General features: G+C 59.9%; 18 protein-coding genes and 2 pseudogenes. 5 read left to right on the top strand and 15 right to left on the bottom strand.

All coding sequences use genetic code 11. The annotated features are described in order from the left end of the window. Positions 1-58 precede the first annotated feature (58 nt). The 3 genes from flhF to ACYZUM_RS04580 form a co-directional block, all read right to left on the bottom strand. Positions 59-1,399 (bottom strand): flagellar biosynthesis protein FlhF, encoded by a 1,341-nt coding sequence (gene flhF / locus ACYZUM_RS04590; protein WP_041072955.1) that lies wholly within the window; start codon positions 1,397-1,399, stop codon positions 59-61. 11 nt (positions 1,400-1,410) lie between these two features. Continuing rightward, positions 1,411-3,540 carry a flagellar biosynthesis protein FlhA gene (gene flhA, locus ACYZUM_RS04585; RefSeq protein ID WP_041072957.1) on the bottom strand — a complete coding sequence of 710 codons (2,130 nt, stop codon included), beginning with the start codon at positions 3,538-3,540 and terminating at the stop codon, positions 1,411-1,413. Between the two features lie 221 nt (positions 3,541-3,761). Next, positions 3,762-4,424, bottom strand: a complete 663-nt coding sequence (locus ACYZUM_RS04580; protein ID WP_108182054.1) for a hypothetical protein — start codon at positions 4,422-4,424, stop codon at positions 3,762-3,764. 221 nt (positions 4,425-4,645) lie between these two features. Between ACYZUM_RS04580 and ACYZUM_RS04575 the strand changes: the two are divergent. The 4 genes and pseudogenes from ACYZUM_RS04575 to ACYZUM_RS04560 all read left to right on the top strand — a co-directional run. After that, a pseudogene (locus ACYZUM_RS04575) lies at positions 4,646-4,759 on the top strand (DUF6124 family protein); the annotation flags it as partial. A gap of 342 nt (positions 4,760-5,101) precedes the next feature. Continuing rightward, positions 5,102-7,579, top strand: coding sequence for a hypothetical protein (locus ACYZUM_RS04570; RefSeq protein ID WP_473061299.1), 2,478 nt, complete (start codon positions 5,102-5,104; stop codon positions 7,577-7,579). A gap of 39 nt (positions 7,580-7,618) precedes the next feature. After that, the gene (locus tag ACYZUM_RS04565) at positions 7,619-8,599 is read left to right on the top strand and encodes an IS5-like element IS1384 family transposase (protein ID WP_010466230.1); all 981 of its coding nucleotides are present in this window, start codon (positions 7,619-7,621) and stop codon (positions 8,597-8,599) included. A gap of 270 nt (positions 8,600-8,869) precedes the next feature. Further along, positions 8,870-9,238 carry a hypothetical protein gene (locus ACYZUM_RS04560; protein ID WP_473061298.1) on the top strand — a complete coding sequence of 123 codons (369 nt, stop codon included), beginning with the start codon at positions 8,870-8,872 and terminating at the stop codon, positions 9,236-9,238. Positions 9,239-9,277: 39 nt separating this feature from the next. Here the strand turns inward: ACYZUM_RS04560 and ACYZUM_RS04555 are convergent. Beyond that, positions 9,278-9,364: pseudogene (locus ACYZUM_RS04555) on the bottom strand (hypothetical protein); the annotation flags it as partial. Positions 9,365-9,905: 541 nt separating this feature from the next. On the opposite strand from ACYZUM_RS04555, the gene ACYZUM_RS04550 reads away from it, so the two are divergent. Then, positions 9,906-10,265: a DUF6124 family protein gene (locus ACYZUM_RS04550; protein WP_108182051.1), complete on the top strand. Its 360-nt coding sequence runs from the start codon at positions 9,906-9,908 to the stop codon at positions 10,263-10,265. Between the two features lie 245 nt (positions 10,266-10,510). Here ACYZUM_RS04550 and flhB read toward each other — a convergent pair whose 3' ends face one another. The 11 genes from flhB to ACYZUM_RS04495 all read right to left on the bottom strand — a co-directional run bounded on the left by flhB (position 10,511) and on the right by ACYZUM_RS04495 (position 19,724). After that, a complete protein-coding gene (gene flhB, locus ACYZUM_RS04545) occupies positions 10,511-11,650 on the bottom strand; it encodes a flagellar biosynthesis protein FlhB (RefSeq protein WP_108182050.1) in 1,140 nt (379 codons plus the stop codon). Positions 11,651-11,653: 3 nt separating this feature from the next. Beyond that, positions 11,654-12,439, bottom strand: a complete 786-nt coding sequence (gene fliR, locus ACYZUM_RS04540; RefSeq protein ID WP_108182049.1) for a flagellar biosynthetic protein FliR — start codon at positions 12,437-12,439, stop codon at positions 11,654-11,656. A 3-nt stretch (positions 12,440-12,442) separates the two neighbouring features. Continuing rightward, positions 12,443-12,712 carry a flagellar biosynthesis protein FliQ gene (gene fliQ / locus ACYZUM_RS04535; RefSeq protein ID WP_041072975.1) on the bottom strand — a complete coding sequence of 90 codons (270 nt, stop codon included), beginning with the start codon at positions 12,710-12,712 and terminating at the stop codon, positions 12,443-12,445. Further along, positions 12,709-13,467 carry a flagellar type III secretion system pore protein FliP gene (gene fliP / locus ACYZUM_RS04530; protein ID WP_041072977.1) on the bottom strand — a complete coding sequence of 253 codons (759 nt, stop codon included), beginning with the start codon at positions 13,465-13,467 and terminating at the stop codon, positions 12,709-12,711. Before fliP ends, fliQ begins: the two co-directional genes overlap by 4 nt. Beyond that, positions 13,467-13,919, bottom strand: a complete 453-nt coding sequence (fliO, locus tag ACYZUM_RS04525; RefSeq protein ID WP_095139378.1) for a flagellar biosynthetic protein FliO — start codon at positions 13,917-13,919, stop codon at positions 13,467-13,469. Before fliO ends, fliP begins: the two co-directional genes overlap by 1 nt. Then, positions 13,920-14,378 (bottom strand): flagellar motor switch protein FliN, encoded by a 459-nt coding sequence (gene fliN, locus ACYZUM_RS04520; protein WP_003222891.1) that lies wholly within the window; start codon positions 14,376-14,378, stop codon positions 13,920-13,922. Between the two features lie 56 nt (positions 14,379-14,434). After that, positions 14,435-15,403, bottom strand: a complete 969-nt coding sequence (gene fliM, locus ACYZUM_RS04515; protein ID WP_003222890.1) for a flagellar motor switch protein FliM — start codon at positions 15,401-15,403, stop codon at positions 14,435-14,437. Between the two features lie 9 nt (positions 15,404-15,412). After that, entirely contained in the window at positions 15,413-15,916 is a 504-nt protein-coding gene (gene fliL / locus ACYZUM_RS04510; protein WP_041072981.1) for a flagellar basal body-associated protein FliL, read from the bottom strand. 225 nt (positions 15,917-16,141) lie between these two features. Continuing rightward, on the bottom strand, positions 16,142-17,536 hold the full coding sequence (locus ACYZUM_RS04505; protein WP_142580034.1) for a flagellar hook-length control protein FliK: 1,395 nt from the start codon (positions 17,534-17,536) through the stop codon (positions 16,142-16,144). Between the two features lie 106 nt (positions 17,537-17,642). Then, entirely contained in the window at positions 17,643-17,990 is a 348-nt protein-coding gene (locus ACYZUM_RS04500) for an Hpt domain-containing protein (RefSeq protein WP_108182047.1), read from the bottom strand. Positions 17,991-18,020: 30 nt separating this feature from the next. Further along, entirely contained in the window at positions 18,021-19,724 is a 1,704-nt protein-coding gene (locus tag ACYZUM_RS04495) for an ATP-binding SpoIIE family protein phosphatase (RefSeq protein WP_108182046.1), read from the bottom strand. Between the last annotated feature and the right edge of the window lie 5 nt (positions 19,725-19,729).

Genomic DNA, 19,729 nt, shown 5'->3' with positions numbered 1-19,729 from the left:
CACAACCGGAACAATGCATGGCAGACCATCGATGTAGGTACAAAAACTGTTCATTACCTCAGCCAACCTGCTTGGTCGGGCTGTGGTAGATATCAGCGAACATGTCAGCCATGGCTTCTTCGCTGGGTTCTTCCTGCATTTGCACGCTGACGGCGCGGCTGACCAACTGATGACGGCGCGGCAGATGCAGATCATCCGGAATCCGTGGGCCATCGGTCAGGTACGCGACCGGCAGTTCATGACTGATCGCCAGGCTCAACACTTCGCCAAGGCTGGCCGTCTCATCCAGTTTAGTCAGGATGCAGCCGGCAAGCCCGCAACGCTTGTAACTGTGATAAGCGGCGGTTAGAACCTGTTTCTGGCTGGTGGTTGCCAGCACCAGATAATTTTTTGAACGGATGCCACGCCCGGCCAGACTTTCCAGCTGCATGCGCAGCGCCGGATCGCTGGCCTGCAGGCCGGCGGTATCGATCAGCACCACGCGTTTGCGCAGCAGAGGGTCCAGCGCCTGAACCAGCGATTGGCCCGGATCGACGTGGGTCACCGGCACGTTGAGAATCCGCCCCAGGGTCTTGAGTTGCTCCTGCGCACCGATGCGGAAGCTGTCCATGCTGACCAGCGCCACATTCTGCGCGCCGTACTTGAGCACGTAGCGCGCAGCGAGTTTGGCCAGGGTGGTGGTCTTGCCCATGCCGGCCGGGCCGACCATGGCAATCACCCCGCCCTCTTCCAGCGGCTCGACTTCCGGTACGGCAATCATCCGCGCCAGGTGCGCGAGCAGCATACGCCAGGCCTGACGCGGTTCTTCGATGTCGGTGATCATCGCCAGCAGGTCGCGCGACAACGGCCCGGACAGACCGATGCGCTGCAGGCGGCGATACAGATTGGCTTGCGCCGGACGGCTGCCTTGCAGCTGGTTCCAGGCCAGGGTGCCGAGCTGCACTTCCATCAGCTCACGCAGACTGTTCAATTCGAAACGCATCGAATCCAGCGCACGCGGATCGACACCCGCCGATGCTGGTGCAGCTGCCGGCGCCGGACGCGCCGGGGCGGCGTAGGTCGGTTCGCTCAACGGCTCGGCAGCGGTCAGTGGCAGGCCGGCCGTCAACGGCAGCCCGGCAAAGATCTGGCGATTGCTATTGCCATCGGCTTCGCCACGCAGGCTCAGTTCGGCCTGAGCGGTGACGATGCGCGACTGGGTCTTGCGCAGTTCGTCCTCGAGTTCCATGTTCGGCACCCGTGGCGCCAGCGCCGACAACTTGTAATCCAGCGCCGCCGTCAGCTCGACGCCGCCGGCAATGCGGCGGTTGCCAATGATGGCGGCATCAGCGCCCAGCTCATCACGAACCAGCTTCATGGCCTGACGCATATCGGCGGCGAAAAAACGCTTAACTTGCATAAACCACTACCTCAGCCGTTGGGCCCTACTGTCGCAACGATGGTCACTTGCTTGTTGTCCGGAATTTCCTGGTAGGCCAACACGTGCAGCCCCGGGACGGCGAGGCGACCGAAACGCGAGAGCATCGCGCGGATCGGGCCTGCTACCAACAGGATCACCGGTTGACCTTGCATTTCCTGGCGCTGCGCCGCTTCGATGAGCGAACGCTGCAGCTTCTCGGCCATGCTTGGCTCCAGCAGAACGCCCTCTTCCGAGCCTTGTCCTGCCTTCTGCAGACTATTGAGCAATATTTGTTCCAACCTTGGTTCCAAGGTGATCACAGGCAGCTCGGAGTCAGTGCCTACAATGCTTTGGACGATGGCGCGGGATACGCCGACGCGTACGGCGGCCACCAAAGCGGCGGTATCTTGACTCTTGGCGGCGTTGTTGGCGATGGCTTCGGCAATGCTGCGGATGTCGCGTACCGGCACGTGTTCGGCCAGCAATGCCTGCAGCACCTTGAGCAATTGCGACAGCGACACCACACCCGGCACCAGCTCTTCAGCCAGTTTCGGCGAGCTTTTGGCCAGCAATTGCATGAGTTGCTGCACTTCTTCGTGGCCGATCAGCTCACTGGAGTGTTTGTACAGAATCTGGTTCAAGTGCGTCGCGACCACGGTACTGGCGTCGACCACGGTGTACCCGAGCGATTGCGCCTGCGCGCGCTGGCTGACTTCGATCCACACCGCCTCCAGGCCGAAAGCCGGATCTTTGGCGGTAATGCCGTTGAGCGTGCCGTAGACCTGCCCCGGGTTGATCGCCAGTTCGCGATCCGGGTAGATTTCGGCTTCGGCCAGGATCACGCCCATCAGGGTCAGGCGGTAGGCACTCGGCGCCAGATCGAGGTTGTCACGGATATGCACGGTCGGCATCAGGAAGCCCAGGTCCTGCGAGAGCTTCTTGCGCACGCCCTTGATCCGCGCCAGCAACTGCCCGCCCTGATTGCGATCGACCAGCGGGATCAGGCGATAGCCAACTTCCAGGCCGATCATGTCGATCGGCGTCACGTCATCCCAGCCCAGCTCCTTGGTTTCCATGGCGCGGGCCGGCGACGGCAGCAGTTCCTGCTGACGCTGAACCTCTTGCAGGGCCTGAACCTTGGCGACGTTCTGCTTTTTCCAGAACAGGTACGCGCCACCGGCCGCCAGCGCGGCCATGCTCAGGAACGAGAAGTGCGGCATGCCCGGCACCAAGCCCATGACCGCCATCAGACCAGCCGCCACTGCCAGTGCTTTGGGCGAAGCGAACATCTGCCGGTTGATCTGCTTGCCCATGTCTTCCGAACCGGAAGCACGGGTCACCATGATCGCTGCCGCTGTCGATAACAACAGTGATGGCAATTGCGCCACCAAACCGTCACCGATGGTCAGCAAGGCGTACACCTTGCCGGCGTCGGCGAAGTTCATGTTGTGCTGGAAGATACCGACCGCCATGCCGCCGATGAGGTTGATGAACAGGATCAGCAAGCCGGCAATGGCGTCACCCCGCACGAACTTGCTGGCACCGTCCATCGAACCGTAGAACTCAGCCTCTTGCGCGACTTCCTGACGGCGCGCCTTGGCCTGGTTCTGGTCGATCAGACCGGCGTTGAGGTCGGCGTCGATCGCCATTTGTTTGCCAGGCATTGCGTCGAGGGTGAAGCGCGCGCTCACCTCGGAAATCCGCCCGGCACCCTTGGTCACCACGACGAAGTTGATGATCATCAGGATCGCGAAGACCACGATACCGACCACGTAGTTACCGCCGATCACCACTTCACCGAAGGCCTGGATCACCTTGCCGGCGGCGGCGTGGCCGTCCTGACCGTGGAGCATCACCACCCGCGTCGAGGCCACGTTCAACGCCAGCCGCAGCAGCGTCGCCACCAGCAGAATCGTCGGGAACACCGCGAAATCCAGCGGCCGCAACGCGTACACGCAGACCAGCAGGACGACAATCGACAAGGCGATGTTGAAGGTGAAGAACACGTCCAGCAGGAACGGCGGCACCGGCAGCATCATCATGGCCAGCATGACCAGCAGCAACAACGGCACGCCCAGATTGCCTCGACTGAGGTCGGCAACATTCGAGCGAGCAGTGTTGAATAACTGAGAGCGATCCACCGGTTTTCCCCGTTCCTTTAAAGCAAACTTTTGACGCCCGAAGCAGGCGCACGGCGGCTACTGCAAGAAGCCTTCCAACTTTTGCCGGGGATTGAAATTGAGGTTTGCTCCAGGGGAAGTGTCTTGAAAGAAGCTGGGCGCCATGGAGCCGACCGCGAAACAGACGCAGGACGACTATCACCCTTAGCGCAGGTGAACAAAAATCAGAAAAAACCGCGCACTCACGGATATCCGGCAGTCAAAATTTGCGCTGGATTAATCGCACCAAGACGCAAATCGCGGCCCACCAGGTAGCGCGTACCCTTACGGATCGGACTCCCTCCCACGTCGACAAACGCCTCCTCAGAATAGCCTAAGGTCACGATTTCCTCAGGCTGATGAAAAGGATCTTCTGGGTACGCCTTCAACACAATCAGTGCCCAGACAAAGTAAATGTCCGGCACATCCTGCGGCTCGATCTCCCCCTCGACCTCCCATCGAAAGTCCTGCCCACCCGTGACCTGTAACTGATCATCAACCATGTGAAATTGTGGTTTGTGATAACGCATCTGCAGGGCAGTGCCATTGCTCCCCCATGTATCGGAGTAGTTATTGGGCGAAGAGAAAACCCTGACCAACTCTTCAACGGTGCCAATGTTGCCAGCGGCACTATTGAATCGGTTGTAGAGACTATGGTGGGCTACCCCGTCCAACCTTGGCTTGATCGCATTGATATACGAATCGAGATAGCCCGGCACATACGCATTGCTCATGTGCACGAAATGCGTGAAGTCCAACATCGCCTTAAAAGTGAACGTGCAAGCGATATGATCAGACTCTTTCGCCACCGCCCCGGAAACGAACTCGAACCTCATTCCTTCAAGCTTTCTGTAGTTCTCTGGCATGACCTTCTCCTTGGCGAATATTTAAGACAGGTCAGAAGGCGACTTGCCCGGGAAACCTGCCAAGGAACATGGGATAGCTGAATGCCCTTTGTGTCCACTGTCAGAACTAACAGGTAGAGGCCTTTTTCAGACAGGCGGAAGGTCGCAGTCTTTTGATTTATCAGGAATCGCGTCGCAATGAACACAGATTGGGGGTATCACACAGCCCCCCTGTGGGAGCGGCCTTGCTCGCGAAGAGGTCGCAGCGCAGGACGCTATTGGACATTGCGCAACTGATCATGCTCGGCGAACTGGCGGTGAATCGGGTGATGAATAATCTGGAGTTGCCGCAGTAACACGGTTTGGTGACAAGCCTTGAATGAGGCGTTGCGGCTGCTGACGTCTTCGCGGGCAAGCCCGCTCCCACAGGTTCGGCGTGTAGGCACAGGTTTGTGATCGACCCCAATCCCTGTGGGAGCGAGCTTGCTCGCGAAGGCGGCCTCACGGCCGATACATGTCTGCAGGCATAAAAAAATCGCCACCTCATTTAACCCGGCTGCGGTTTGTCGCCTCTTTCCTTCAGCCCACATGACCACTTGTCGGAAACCCGCCAGCACCTGTCAGATCTGACAGGTGCCCAATTCCTCCAACGCGCGCTCAATAACTCCGTCACCCAGCCCCCGACCGGAGTTCGCCAGATGTCCAGCCAGCAAACCCCTCAAGCCCTCAGACCTCTGTATTTTCCGGCACTGGTCAACCTCAGCCCTGCCGAACACTATGACGGCGGCATCCCCATCAGAGCCGTGGAAGGCGATCTGCAAGGCGTCATTCCCGCCTGGCTGACCATGTCCATTGGCGACCATGCCGAAGTGTTCTGGGGTAATGACAGTGCAGCGGTCTGGAGCAAACTCATCGAGAACGACGCCGAGGTCAACCGGGATGTCAGTTTCACCATTGCCAAGGCCCACGTGTTTGAGGGGGACGCCACGCCAGTCTTCTACCGGATCACGCGCAAGAACCAGACCCCGGAGGACTCGACCCCCGTCATGACCTTGCTGGTCAAACTCACGCGGCCTGGCGAGTACGATGACATTCCGGGCGATGACGGCCACTCCGATCTCAAGTTCTCCCTCTCCCATGACGAGGTCGATGAGACCCTGCCGCCCAGCGGGGTGACGATGCACATCGTGCCCTACCGCAATCTCACCCGATACGACCGCATTCTCGCCCGCTGGGGCAGCCAGCAAGTGGTGCATGTCGTTACGCCCCAGCAGGCGCAGGACCCGATCGGCAACCCGATCGACGTCGTTTTCAGTCGCGCCGTTATCGAGGCGGCCGGAGACGGAGCGCGCGTGGCGGTGGCTTATCAGGTCATTGATCGCTGCGGCAATTACCCGGACGAGCGTGCGCCGTGGTCGGCGACACATCACCTGTTGGTGGACCTCGGCGGCAATCGGCTGGACGAACCGCAGGTGCTGGTCAACGGCACTCCAACCGTCAGCATCGACCTCGATCAGCTCGGGGATGACGATGTGAACGCCCGCGTGTACATCACCAAGGATGATTTTGAGGTGGGCGACAAGGTGCTCCTGACCTGGATCGGCACCCCGGCGCAAGGGTCGCAAATCATCGTCGGACCGCTGGAAAAAGAGGTGTTGTACGTGCCCTTCCAGCTCGATTTCACCATCCCCAACGCCGCCGTCAAAGCCATCGCCAAAGGCGCAGCCTCGGTCGGCTATATGCGCCGTCGCAACGGTGAAAGCGACCGCCCTTCGAAAAATCTCAGTGTCACGGTAATTGGCGACATCACTCAGTTGGCCGCCCCTACCGTTGACGAAGCACCGGGCGGGACGTTGCCACCGGAAACCACTTGGGCAACCGTCAACATCCCTTGGTATCCCGGTCGCAGCAGCAGCGACCTGATCAACCTGATCTGGTGGGCCCGGACGCCCGGTAACGACACCGTTTTTTACGAAGATCCCCGTCCGGTCGGCAACGTGGCAGACAATCAGCCCGTCCTGCGCAGCGTGAGCAATGCCGAAATCCAGCGCTTCAACGGCCTGAACGTCAAGGTCTATTACATCGTCACCAACAGCGAAACGGGGCTGTTGAGCGTCCGCGATTCGCTGCCGTTCATGATGCAGGTCGGCGTGCCCTTGCCGGCGTTCGACCGGCCGGAAGTCGAGGGCGCAGATGCCAACGACGTGCTCGACCCGGACAACGTGCCACCCACCGGCGCCACGCTGGTGGTGCCGTACCTCGGCACCCAGGACAAGGATCGCGTGAACTACCGTTGGCGCGGCTCCGCCAGCGGCGGCAGCATCAGTGATCATGTCGACCTGATCCCCGCCACCGCCGGCCGGCCGGTACGCATCACCGTGGATAAAAAATACGTGACCGCCAACCTGAACGGCACGGTGGTCGCGGATTACAGTATTCATCGCGGCAGCGTGCCGCTGGGGCAATCCCGGGAATTGACATTACGCATCGGAACGGCGCTGACGGAGCTGCCGCCACCGTTTCTTGTAGCACCGGCCATCGATCCGATTGATGTCCTGGCCTACCCGAACGGCGTGACGGTGCGCATTGAATTTCTTGAAGCGCTCAGCGGCGACAAGGCAAACCTGGAGGAGGTCAATCCACCGCCGGGTTGGCCGCCGTTCCCGTTGGTCGAATTCAACAGCAACAAACGGGTGAACACGGTGTTGAGCCCGGCGTTTCTTGCGGCGCGGCATGGAAAGGTGATCGAGCTGCGCTGGAGTTTGAATCGCAATGGTAGTCAGGCTGGTCAATCAGGCGCGATCAAGGTGAGCGTGCTGAAAATGGTCGATGAAGACCCTCGTTTCCCAACACCGAATATCGACAGCAACACCAGTAATGAACTGGACGTTCAAGAACTCACGGCCAACGCGCGGATACTCGCGGTGAAATGGCCGTTGTTCGAACCGGGGCAACCGATCTGGGTGACGGTTGCAGGTTTTAACAAGAATGGTGACCCCGTCAGCAAGGAAGTAAGGTCGGGAGAGCCTAATGATTCAGTGGATGGCTTATCGGTGGCGGCGCCAATTGAGTGGTTGAAAGAACTCAAAGAAGGAACGGAACTGAAGATAGCGTGCGCGGTTAACCTGGATGGGTCTGCTATCAAAGCTAAGGAAACTCTGAAAAAGACTTTCTGATTTGGCAAAATACCGCGACCCCACCCACCGAGTTTCCCGATGAAGCAGATGACCTTCGCCGACGCCGAGTACGCTGGCAAGCGCAAGCAAACCCGCAAGGAGTTGTTCCTGATCGAGATGGATCGGGTGGTGCCGTGGAAGGGCTTGATTGCTTTGATCGAGCCACATTATCCGAAAGGTGAAGGTGGCCGTCCGGCCTACCCGTTGATGGCGATGCTGCGTGTGCATCTGCTGCAGAACTGGTTCGGCTACAGCGATCCAGCGATGGAGGAAGCGCTGTACGAAACCACGATCCTGCGCCAGTTTGCCGGGCTGAACCTGGAGCGCATCCCCGACGAAACCACCATTCTCAACTTCCGCCGCTTGCTGGAGAAACACGAGCTGGCGGCCGGCATCCTCGCTGTCATCAATGGCTATCTGGGCGACCGCGGCCTGTCGCTGCGCCAGGGCACCATCGTCGATGCAACGCTGATCAATGCGCCCAGTTCGACCAAGAACAAGGACGGCAAGCGCGACCCGGAAATGCACCAGACCAAGAAGGGAAACCAGTATTATTTTGGCATGAAGGCCCACATCGGCGCCGATGACGAATCGGGTCTGGTGCACAGCGTAGTGGGCACGGCGGCCAATGTGGCGGATGTCACCCAGGTGGACAAATTGCTGCATGGCGACGAAAACGTGGTCTGCGCCGATGCAGGCTACACCGGTGTCGAAAAGCGGCCCGAGCATGAAGGACGTGAAGTTATCTGGCAGGTGGCGGCACGCCGCAGCACCTACAAAAAACTCGATAAGCGCAGCGTGCTGTACAAAGCCAAGCGCAAGATTGAAAAGGCCAAGGCTCAGGTGCGCGCCAAGGTCGAGCATCCGTTCCGGGTAATCAAGCGCCAGTTCGGTTACACCAAGGTGCGCTTTCGCGGCTTGGCCAAAAACACGGCGCAACTGGTGACACTGTTCGCTCTGTCGAACCTGTGGATGGCGCGCCGACATTTACTGACGAATGCAGGAGAGGTGCGCCTGTAATGCGGGAAATGGCCACCGGAGTGGGGTCCGGGTGGCGAAAACGTAAGAAATACTCGTCGAATTGATTGTTTTTTGATCATTTGGCGAGTTTAAAAGTTGCGCTAGGTGGTATGCCGGGGAAATACATGGCTACTTCAGACCATCCCTAACGCGGTAACCTTTCCGCTACGCTCCTATGGCATAAAAAACTTTTCACCTCCTCTGTATGAGAACTTTGATGACACACCTAATCAACTCATAACAGTTGGCCAGCGCATCGAACTCCCGAGCATGACCATTACCTTTATTTCAGGTGGCGGACAAATGGGAGTTCTTCGCCATGAAAGCCCCCCAGTCCCCGGCAAAATTAGCGGGCAAGTACTGCAGCTTGGCTATAGATACCCGAACCCACAGCGGTGCAGAATTGATCTCAAATCAACCTATTCAAAAGTCAGTTTTTGGCAACACGGGACAGAATACGAAAACACCACCGCTTCTTTTTACAACACAGCGGGTCAACCGTTGGGAGAAAGAACATTTACTCTTTCGCGTTCTGACGCCCATCTCGTCGAATTCAGCGCAATCGGAATAACCAGAATTGAAATACTGATCAATGTATTCGACTGGATTGTGCTGGATCACTTTTCATTCTTCCCCTGATCTGCGCAAAGACGGGGTTTCAATGCAGGAAACCCAGCCTCAGGAATCGCGACGCAAATCCGGCGGGATCGGCAAATCATCCTTGAGTGGATCCGGGCGTTTGCCCTTACCGGCGCGGTATTGGCGAGTAAGAAAAGGGGACGGTCATATTTAACCAGTGACTTAAGCAGCGGGGCTTGATCGAGATTTTTCTGTTGACCCGGATGGCCGTTTCGCGAGCAAGCTCGCTCCCACAGAGAAACGCATTCCCAATGTGGGAGTGAGCTTGCTCGCGAAGAGGCCAGTGAAGTCAGCGCAAATCGCTATTTTAAACCAAGGCGTTTAAAAGACACCTTCAGACACGCCTCCAAAGCTACACCTCCTTGCGCCATTGCCTACAGCTACGCCAGAATCCGCCGGCTTGTGCGCCTTGGGGGCGGGTTCTATTGTGGATCGGTCGCTGACGAATCAGCGATCGGGTTTAGCGATCCGATACCTTACAGACGCTCAATCCCCAGTCTCAATTGCAGGTTTGTCTATCTGCACTTGGCGTCATGGTGGCTGTGCGCGGGAGACCTTCGGGTCTACCCGGGGTTTCTGTGACCCGGATCGCTAACCTGCGTACAGCCGCCACCTTTACTTGTTTAGCGATGAGCCGTGGCGGCCAAATCAACCACGGAGCTTCACCATGATCAAACCAACACCCAACCCACCCGAAACCGACCCCAACTCCCCCTACGAATCCCTCGATTCGAAAAAACTCCACGATGCCGCCGACCGCGCGCTCGACCACTACCTCTGTGCGCCCGGAGCCACCCCACCGCCGCGCAGAACCCGCAGGATGTACGCCGTGACCGCCGACTTCAAAAACGAAGAACTGCTGGCCGATGCCTGCGAGACACTCGCCTCAGCCAGAACCATCGCCAATGACTTCGCCCACCTCATACCCGCCTCGCAGCGACGAACCCTATTAGGGATCGCGCAATTGATCATGCTGGGGGAGCTGGCGGTGAATCGGGCGCTGGATAATCTGGAGTTGGCAGGCTAAGAAGGCAGGCAAGAACTGTGGTGAGGGGATTCATCCCCGATCGGCTGCGCAGCAGTCGCGAAACCAGAGCACGCGGTATTCCTGAAAGATCGAAGTCTCAGGTTTTAGGGCCGCTGCGCAGCCAATCGGGGATGAATCCCCTCACCACAATGACGGCGACAGGCGCCGAAATATCATTGGGTCGGGCATAAAAAAACCGCCGCCTCGTCAAACCGGGGCGGCGGTTTTTTTGATCACGGCAAGCGTCAGGCATCGCGGCGCAAATCCGGCGGGATCGGCAAATCGTCCTTGAGTGGATCCGGACGTTTGCCCTTGCCGGCGCGGTACTGGCGGATCTGGTAGACGTAGGCCAGCACCTGGGCGACAGCCAGGTACAGGCCGCCGGGGATTTCCTGTTCCAGCTCGGTGGAGTAGTAGATCGAGCGCGCCAGCCCCGGCGATTCGAGGAGCATGACGTTGTTGGCGACGGCGATTTCGCGGATCTTCAGCGCGAGGAAATCGCTACCCTTGGCCAGCAGGACCGGCGCGCCGCCCTTCTCCGAATCGTACTTGAGCGCCACGGCGTAGTGGGTCGGGTTGGTGATGACCACGTCGGCGTCGGGAATCGCCGCCATCATCCGCCGCTGCGACATCTCGCGCTGGGTCTGGCGGATGCGCTGTTTGACCTCTGGCCGGCCTTCCTGATCCTTGTGCTCGTCGCGCACTTCCTGCTTGGTCATCAGCAGTTTCTTGTGGCTTTCCCAGAGCTGCACCGGCACGTCGACCGCCGCGATGATGATCAGCCCGCAGGCCAGCCACAGCGAACTCCAGCCCACCAGCGTCACGCTGTGAATGATTGCCTGCTCAAGCGGTTCATGGGCGATCCGCAGGAAGTCATCGATGTCGGCCGACAACACCATCAGTGCCACAAACAGCGTGATGATGAACTTGGCCAATGCCTTGACCAGTTCGATCACGGCCTTCATCGAGAACATGCGTTTAAGGCCCGCACCGGGGTTCATCCGGCTGAATTTCGGCGCCATGGAGCCGGCGGCGAACAGCCAGCCGCCGAGGGAGATCGGCCCGATCAATGCGGCCAGCAACAAAGTAATCATGACCGGCTGGATCGCTAACAGGGCGATCTTGCCCGAGACCAGCAGGAAGGTGCCCATGGACTTCTCGTCCATGATCACTTCCCGCGAAAGATTGAAATTGAGGCGCATCAGGTCCATCAATTCCTGCGCCAGCATGCCGCCAAAGATCAGCAGACCACCGGCGCCGGCGAGCATCACCGCGAGGGTGTTGAGCTCTTTGGAGCGGGCAATCTCACCCTTCTCACGGGAGTCCTTTTTGCGTTTCTCCGTGGGGTCTTCTGTTTTGTCCTGACCGCTTTCGCTCTCAGCCATGGCTCAGCGCGCCCGTGCCAGTTCGCGTAGCAACTGCAGGGCCTCGGAGGCCAGCGGTTGATACTGATTGAGGATGTCCGCCAGACCGACCCAGACGATGAACAGACCGAGCACCAGCGTCAGCGGAAAACCGATGGAGAAAATGTTCAGTTGCGGCGCGGCGCGGGTCATCACGCCGAACGCAATGTTGACCACCAGCAGCGCCGTGACCGCCGGCAACACCAGCAACAACGCCGCCCCGAGCACCCAGCCGAGTTTGCCGGCCAACTCCCAGTACTGCGCCGTCATCAAGCCGCCGCCGACCGGCAGCGTTGTGAAGCTCTCGGTGAGCACTTCGAAGACCACCAGATGGCCGTTCATCGACAGGAACAACAAGGTCACCAGCATGGTGAAGAACTGGCCGATGACCGCCACCGAGACGCCGTTGGCCGGGTCGACCATCGAAGCGAAGCCCATACCCATCTGGATCGCGACAATCTGCCCGGCCACGGCAAACGCCTGAAAAAACAGTTGCAGGGAAAACCCCAGCACCGCGCCGACCAGAATCTGCTCGCCAATCAGCAACCAGCCACTGAGCGCCAGCGGACTGACCTCCGGCATCGGCGGCAGTCCCGGGGCAATGCATACGGTGATGGCCACGGCGAAATACAGGCGTATCCGCCGCGACACCAGCGTGGTGCCGAACACCGGCATGACCATCAGCATCGAGGCGACACGAAACAGTGGCAACATGAACGACGCCACCCAGGTACTGATCTGGGTGTCGGTCAGCTGAAGCAGCGATTGCATGGCTCAGCCGATGACCATCGGGATGTTTTTGTAGAGCTGGATGATGTATTCCATGAACGTCTGCACGATCCATGGACCGCCCACAATCAGCGTCACCAGCATCACCAACAGACGCGGCAGGAAGCTCAGGGTCTGTTCGTTGATCTGCGTCGCGGCCTGAAACATCGCCACCAACAAGCCGACCAACAGACTCGGCACCACCAGAATCGCGACCATCAAAGTGGTCAGCCACAGCGCTTCACGAAAGATATCGACCGCAACTTCCGGCGTCATGGCGAGACACCTCCGAAGCTACTGGCCAGAGTGCCGATGATCAGCGCCCAGCCATCCACCAGCACGAACAGCATGATCTTGAACGGCAGCGAAATGATCAGCGGCGAGAGCATCATCATACCCATCGCCATCAGCACGCTCGCGACCACCAGGTCGATGATCAGGAACGGGATGAAGATCATGAAGCCAATCTGGAACGCGGTTTTCAGCTCGGAGGTGACGAACGCCGGCACCAGAATGGTCAGCGGCGCCTGATCCGGGGTGGCGATGTCGGTGCGCTTGGACAGACGCATGAACAGCTCCAGATCGCTGGTGCGGGTCTGCGCGAGCATGAAGTCCTTGATCGGTACCTGGGCCTTTTCCACCGCTTGCTGCGCGGTGAGCTTTTCCGCCAGGTACGGCTGCAGCGCATCGTTGTTCACCCGGTCGAACACCGGGGCCATGATAAACATGGTGAGGAACAGCGCCATGCCGGTGAGGATCTGGTTCGACGGCGTCTGCTGCAGACCGAGGGCCTGACGCAAGATCGAGAAGACGATGATGATCCGGGTAAAACTGGTCATCAGAATCACGGCCGCCGGAATGAAGCTCAGCGCCGTCATGATCAGCAGGATCTGCAGGCTGACCGAGTATTCCTGCGCGCCGTCGGCGTTGGTGCCCAGCGTGATCGCCGGGATCGACAACGGATCGGCGGCGAATGCCAGTGGCGCGGCCAGCATCAGGGCCAGCGTCAAGACGATGCGGAGCGCAGCCATTACTTCTTATCCTTCTGATCCTTGCCGAGAATCTTCAGCAGATGCTGGGCAAATTCCGGGGTCGCTTTTTCGCTACTGCTCGGCACTTGCACCGGCTCTTTGAGCACGTGCAGCGCCGTAATGGTGCCGGGGCTCAAGCCCAACAGAATTTGCTCGTTGCCGACCTGCACCAGCATCAACCGGTCACGCGGACCGAGCGCGCGCGAGCCAATCAGTTCGATCACCTGGCCCTTGCCCGCCGGCCCGGCCTGCTGCACCCGGCGCAGTAGCCAGGCGAGGAAGAAGATCAACCCCAGCACCAGCAACAGACCGAACACCAGTTGCGTCAGTTGCCCGGCCACGCCGCTGTTGACCATCGGCGCGGTGGCAGCGGGCACGGTGGTCGCCGTCGACGGCTCGGCGGCCAGCACGCTCAATGGCAGTGCCAGCAAAGCCCAGAGAAATCGTTTCACTCAGCGCAGCTTCTTGATGCGTTCGCTTGGGCTGATCACGTCGGTCAGGCGGATGCCGAACTTCTCGTTGACCACCACCACTTCGCCGTGCGCGATCAGGGTGCCGTTGACCAGTACGTCCAGCGGCTCGCCGGCCAGACGATCGAGCTCGATCACCGAACCCTGGTTCAGTTGCAGCAGGTTGCGGATGTTGATGTCGGTGCTGCCCACCTCCATCGAGATCGACACCGGGATGTCGAGGATCACGTCGAGGTTCGGGCCATCCAGCGTCACCGGATCGTTGTTCTTCGGCACGCTGCCGAACTCTTCCATCGGCAGACGGTTGGAGCTTGCAGCGCCAGCGTCGGCCGCCAGCAGCGCATCGATGTCAGCCTGGCTGCCATCACCGGTCTCTTCCAGGGCCGCAGCCCATTCGTCGGCCAGTGCCTGATCGTCCTGGGCGTTCATTTCGTCGTTCATCATTTGTCCTCGGCGGGCAACAATTCAGTTAAATGCGTGGGGGTGAGAGCGGCGCTTCAGCGCCGCTCGATCGGCTCGATCACCTGCAACGCGAGGTTGCCTTTGTGCGAGCCCATCTTGACCTTGAAGGCCGGTACGCCGTTGGCGCGCATGATCATGTCTTCCGGCATTTCGACCGGGATCACATCGCCCGGCTGCATGTGCAGGATGTCGCGCAGCTTCAACTGACGGCGGGCCACGGTGGCGCCGATCGGCACGTCGACATCGAGCACGTCCTGACGCAGGGCGTTGACCCAACGCTCGTCCTGATCGTCGAGGTCCGACTGGAAACCGGCGTCGAGCATTTCGCGCACCGGTTCGATCATCGAGTACGGCATGGTCACGTGCAGGTCACCGCCACCGCCGTCGAGTTCGATGTGGAAGGTGGAGACCACAATCGCTTCGCTCGGGCCGACGATGTTGGCCATGGCCGGGTTCACTTCCGAGTTGATGTACTCGAAATTGACTTCCATGATCGCCTGCCAGGCTTCCTTCAGATCGACGAAGGCCTGCTCCAGCACCATGCGCACCACGCGCAGTTCGGTCGGGGTGAATTCACGCCCTTCGATCTTGGCGTGACGGCCGTCGCCGCCAAAGAAATTGTCCACCAGCTTGAACACCAGTTTGGCGTCGAGGATGAACAGTGCGGTACCACGCAACGGTTTGATCTTGACCAGGTTGAGGCTGGTCGGCACGTACAGCGAGTGCACGTATTCGCCGAACTTCATCACCTGTACGCCACCGACGGCAACGTCCGCCGAGCGGCGCAGCATGTTGAACATGCTGATGCGGGTGTAACGGGCAAAACGCTCGTTGATCATTTCCAGGGTCGGCATGCGTCCACGGACGATGCGATCCTGGCTGGTCAGGTCGTAGCTTTTGACACTGCCGGGTTCGGCAGCGTTATCGGTCTGTACCAGACCATCGTCGACGCCATGCAACAGCGCGTCGATTTCATCCTGGGACAGCAGATCCTGCACGGCCATGTCGTGTTCCTACTGCAGTACGAAATTAGTGAAAAGCAACTGTTCGATCACCACTTTGCCCAGCTCTTTCTGCGCCACTTCCTGGACGCTGGCTGTGGCCTTCTGGCGCAGCATCTCCTGGCCGACCGGGGTCGCCAGTGTGGCGAAATCCTGACCGGAGAAGAGCATCACCAGGTTGTTGCGGATCACCGGCATGTGCACTTTGAGCGCGTCCAGATCAGCCTGGTTACGCGCCAGCATGGTGATGCTCACCTGCATGTAGCGCTGACGGCCGTTCTGGTTGTAGTTGGCGACAAACGCCGGCGCCATCGGCTCGAAAATCGCCGGCTGCTTGCCGACCGGCGCGGTCTCGGCCGCGGCGGCAGGCTTGCTCTGAGCGCTGTGCATGAAGTACCAGGTCGCGCCCACGGACACACCGATCGCCAGCAGCAGAGCCACCACGATCAGGATGATCATCTTGAGTTTGCCTTTGGTCGCGGGGTCTTTTACAGCTGCTGCTTCGCTCTTCGCCATGCCAATAATCCGTCACTAATCGGGTTTTCACAGTCGCACGGCAAGGCAAGAGCAAGTGTTATGCCAGAAGTGTCGGAGCGTTGGAGGAGCGAGGTGCATGAATCGATACAAGCCCTGTGGGAGCTGGCTTGCCAGCGATAGCGATTGGTCTGACACATTGGTTTTGAATGTGCCGGCGCCATCGCTGGCAAGCCAGCTCCCACAGGTTTTTGTGGATACTTTGAATCAGGCGTAGTAGTCGACGGCGCTGCTGCCGATCACGCTGGTAGTTTGCGCAGCGGCTTCAGCCACGGCTGCCGGCGTCAGTTCTTCGTCCGCCGAATCCAGACGTCCGCCAGCAGCGCTGGTGCGGCCGCTCTGACCGTGCTGCGCCTGTTCCTGACCCTGCTGACCCTGCCAGCCACGACTCTGGTCGGAGACGTTGACGTCAACCTGGCCCATGCCCTGCTGGGTGAACATGTCACGCAGGCGATGCATCTGACCATCGAGCGCTTCACGCACGCTTGGATGCGCGCTCATGAAGGTCACTTGGGTCTGCTGGTCCGGAACCATGTTCACCCGAATATCCAGACGCCCCAGTTCTGCCGGCTGCAATTGAATATCCGCCGCCTTCAGGTTGGCGCTGGACAGGTACATGACGCGGTTGACGATTTCTTCGGTCCAGCCGCTCTGGTGCATGGCGATCGGTTGATTCACCGGCACCGCGTTCGCGGTTTTCGGCGTAGCCGCCTGAGTCAGCGCCGCCAGACGGTTGGCGAAATCATCGACTCGAGTGTCGCTGGTGGCAGACTTGAGATCTTTCAGGCCATCGTCGATCAGACCGCTGAAGGCTTTCTCGCCGCTTTGACTGGTGCTGTCCTTGTCGGCCTGTACGTCGAGCATGCTGGCCATGCCGGCAGCGAAGTTCTGCGCCGCAGTCAATTCACCGTCGGCCTGAGTCTGGGCCGGCGTAGCTTTGGGTTGCGCCTGACTGCTGGCAGAAATGTGTCCGCCCTGCTCCATCGCCATGCGCACCGCCGGCAGCGAATCGAGTGGATCGGCCGCCGGGTCGAAAGCGCTATCGGTCGATGCCGCCGGGTCTTTGACCACGGCTGGCGCAACGGTTGCAGCCACGACCGGCGTCTCGGCCTTGACCGGCTCCGGTGTTGCAGCGACTGGCGCGGGCACCGCCGGTGCAGTCACCAGCGGTTGCACGGTTTGCACCAGCGCCGGATCCAGCGCCGGATCTACCGGGGGGGTGTCCGCCACTGGCGTCTGCGTGCTGTCAGCGGCAGCCTCGGCGACGGCCTTGTCAGCGGCCGCCTGATCATCGGATGCAGTCGAAGCGGTCTTGTCGGCAGGCAAGGCATTGCCGCTATCGGCAACGGTCTGTTGCGAGGCGGCAGACTTATCCTTGCCGAGATCTTTCTTGTCGCTGTTGTCGGCAACCTTGTCACGTGCCGGTTTCAACGAACTGTCAGTGCCTGGCAGATTTTTTTTCGGGCCTTGATCGGCGAACACCTGAGCGAAGCTTGAGGCCTTGTCCCCGGTGTCTGCAGCCACGACCGGTGCTTTGACAGCAGCGGCTTGCGCCTTGGCCTGGGCGGCAGATTGAAGAAGAACATTGGGGGTCGCAGGCATGACACGGTCTCCGCTGCACTGGGATCGTAGGTACAGTTGACGGGGATTATTGCAAGTGTCGGGCCAGTTTCGTCCGGCGCTGGCGAAAAGCGCCGGACGGCAGGATTCAATGCGTGAGGGCGTGCTGGCGTTCGTCTTCGTAGACAGTTCGCACATCGGCAAATTCGCTGCTGATGTCCGCCACCAGATCGACGATTTCGGCGGGACTTTTGTTTCTGGCGTCCGCCTCGAGCGCCTGACAGAGCGTCGCCAGTCGCACGGCGCCCATGTTGCTGGCGCTGCCCTTGAAACTATGGGCGACCTCGGCCAACACCTTGGCGTCGGCGGTCTTTTGCAATTGATGCAAGCGACTTTCAGAATCGGTCAGGAAGGTATCCAGCAAATCCGGATAGCTGTCTTCCATCACTTCGCGCAACGCATCGAGTACTTCGCGATCCACATGTTGGTCAGTCACTTGTTCACTCCTTGATCAAGAATCGGCGAATTATGCCCTAACCTCCCAGAAAAACTCTACGCAAGCACTGCGACCTTCGTCCGACCAACTGGCGTTATGCCCCAATTGCCGAATCAAGCTGACGCCGCGCCCCGACAGACGGACGCCGTCCAGCGGTCGCTCCATCACGCGCGCCACGTCAAACCCCTTGCCGCTGTCCTCGACGCGGATGACCAGACAACCACCGGCACCTTGTGGCCTGACTTGCAGATGCACGCGCACATAACCGTCCTGCAACGCTTCGAGTCGTGCATTGCGCTGCTCGTAGTAGCGAGCGAATCCAGCGGCATCGCGCTTGAGGCTGGAATCGAGCCCCAGCACGCCATGCTCCAGTGCATTGGAATACAGCTCGGCAAGCACGCTGTAGATTGCGCCACCCTGAGTGCGCAATCCATGCACTTCCAGTAACAATTGCAGCAGGTACGGCAAAGGATTGAAGCGCCTGAGCGTCGCACCGCGAAACTCGAAGCTGACCGACCAGTCCAGCGGACAGGATTGGCCGCTGTCGGAGTACACCGGCGCCGACGGCATCACCTGCGTCGCCTCCAACAGACTGATCTCGACCATGCTCACATCGTCGCGGGGCTCGCCACGAAAGGCGTGCAAGGCCTGCTCGATCTCGGCGAACAGGTTGTCCGGTTCACGATTGGCGGCAAACAGTTGCTGCAAACGCTCGACACCAAACAAGCGGTCATCGGCGTCAGTGGTATCGATCACGCCGTCTGACAGCAGGAACACGCGGTCCCCTGCCGCCATGGCCTGCACTTCGGTGCGATCGTCGAACGCCTGCGGGCTGAGCACACCGAGCGGTAAATGCCGCGCCGGCAGCGGCAGCCGTTCGCCCGTGGCGATCCGGTGCAGATAGCCTTCGGGCATGCCGCCGTTCCACACCTCCACAGTACGACGCTGAAAGCTCAGGCAAAGCATGGTCGCGCAGCAGAACATGTCCACCGGCAGGATGCGCTTGAGCTTGGCGTTCATCTCGCGCAGGGTTTCGGCCAGGCCGTAACCTTTGGCCGTCATGCCGTAAAACACTTCGGCCAACGGCATCGCCCCCACCGCCGCCGGCAGACCGTGGCCGGTGAAATCACCGAGCAGCACATGCATGTCGCCGGCCGGCGTGTAGGCCGCCAGCAGCAGGTCGCCGTTGAACAATGCATAGGGCGATTGCAGGTAGCGAATATTCGGCGCGCTCAGGCAACCCGAATGCGCGACCTTGTCGAACACCGCTTTGGCCACGCGTTGTTCGTTGAGCAGGTAATCGTGATGCTTGGCAATCAGGTCGCGCTGCTGCAGCACCGTGGCCTGCAAACGACGCAAGCGATCCATCGCCTTGATTTTGGCGGCAAGGATCACCTGGTTGTACGGCTTCGCCAGAAAGTCGTCGCCGCCCGCCTCCAGGCAGCGTGCCAGCGCTTCGCTTTCGGTCAGCGAGGTCAGGAAGATGATCGGCACCAGGGTTTCGCCCGCCAGCGCCTTGATCTGTCGCGCCGCTTCGAAGCCGTCCATCACCGGCATCATCGCGTCCATCAGCACCAGATGCAGCGGCTGGCGCCGAAACACTTCCAGCGCTTCGGCGCCATTGGCGGCGGTCAGTACTTCATGTCCCTGACGCCGGACGATGGTCGACAACAGTAACCGGTCGGCGGCGCTGTCTTCGGCGATCAGGATCGTCAGCGGCTCTTGCGCCTGCATGGCCG

The organism is Pseudomonas sp. m6p, assembly GCF_055760375.1.
The sequence above is the reverse complement of the archived record's forward strand: the minus strand, read 5'-3'. Positions and strand labels throughout refer to the sequence as shown.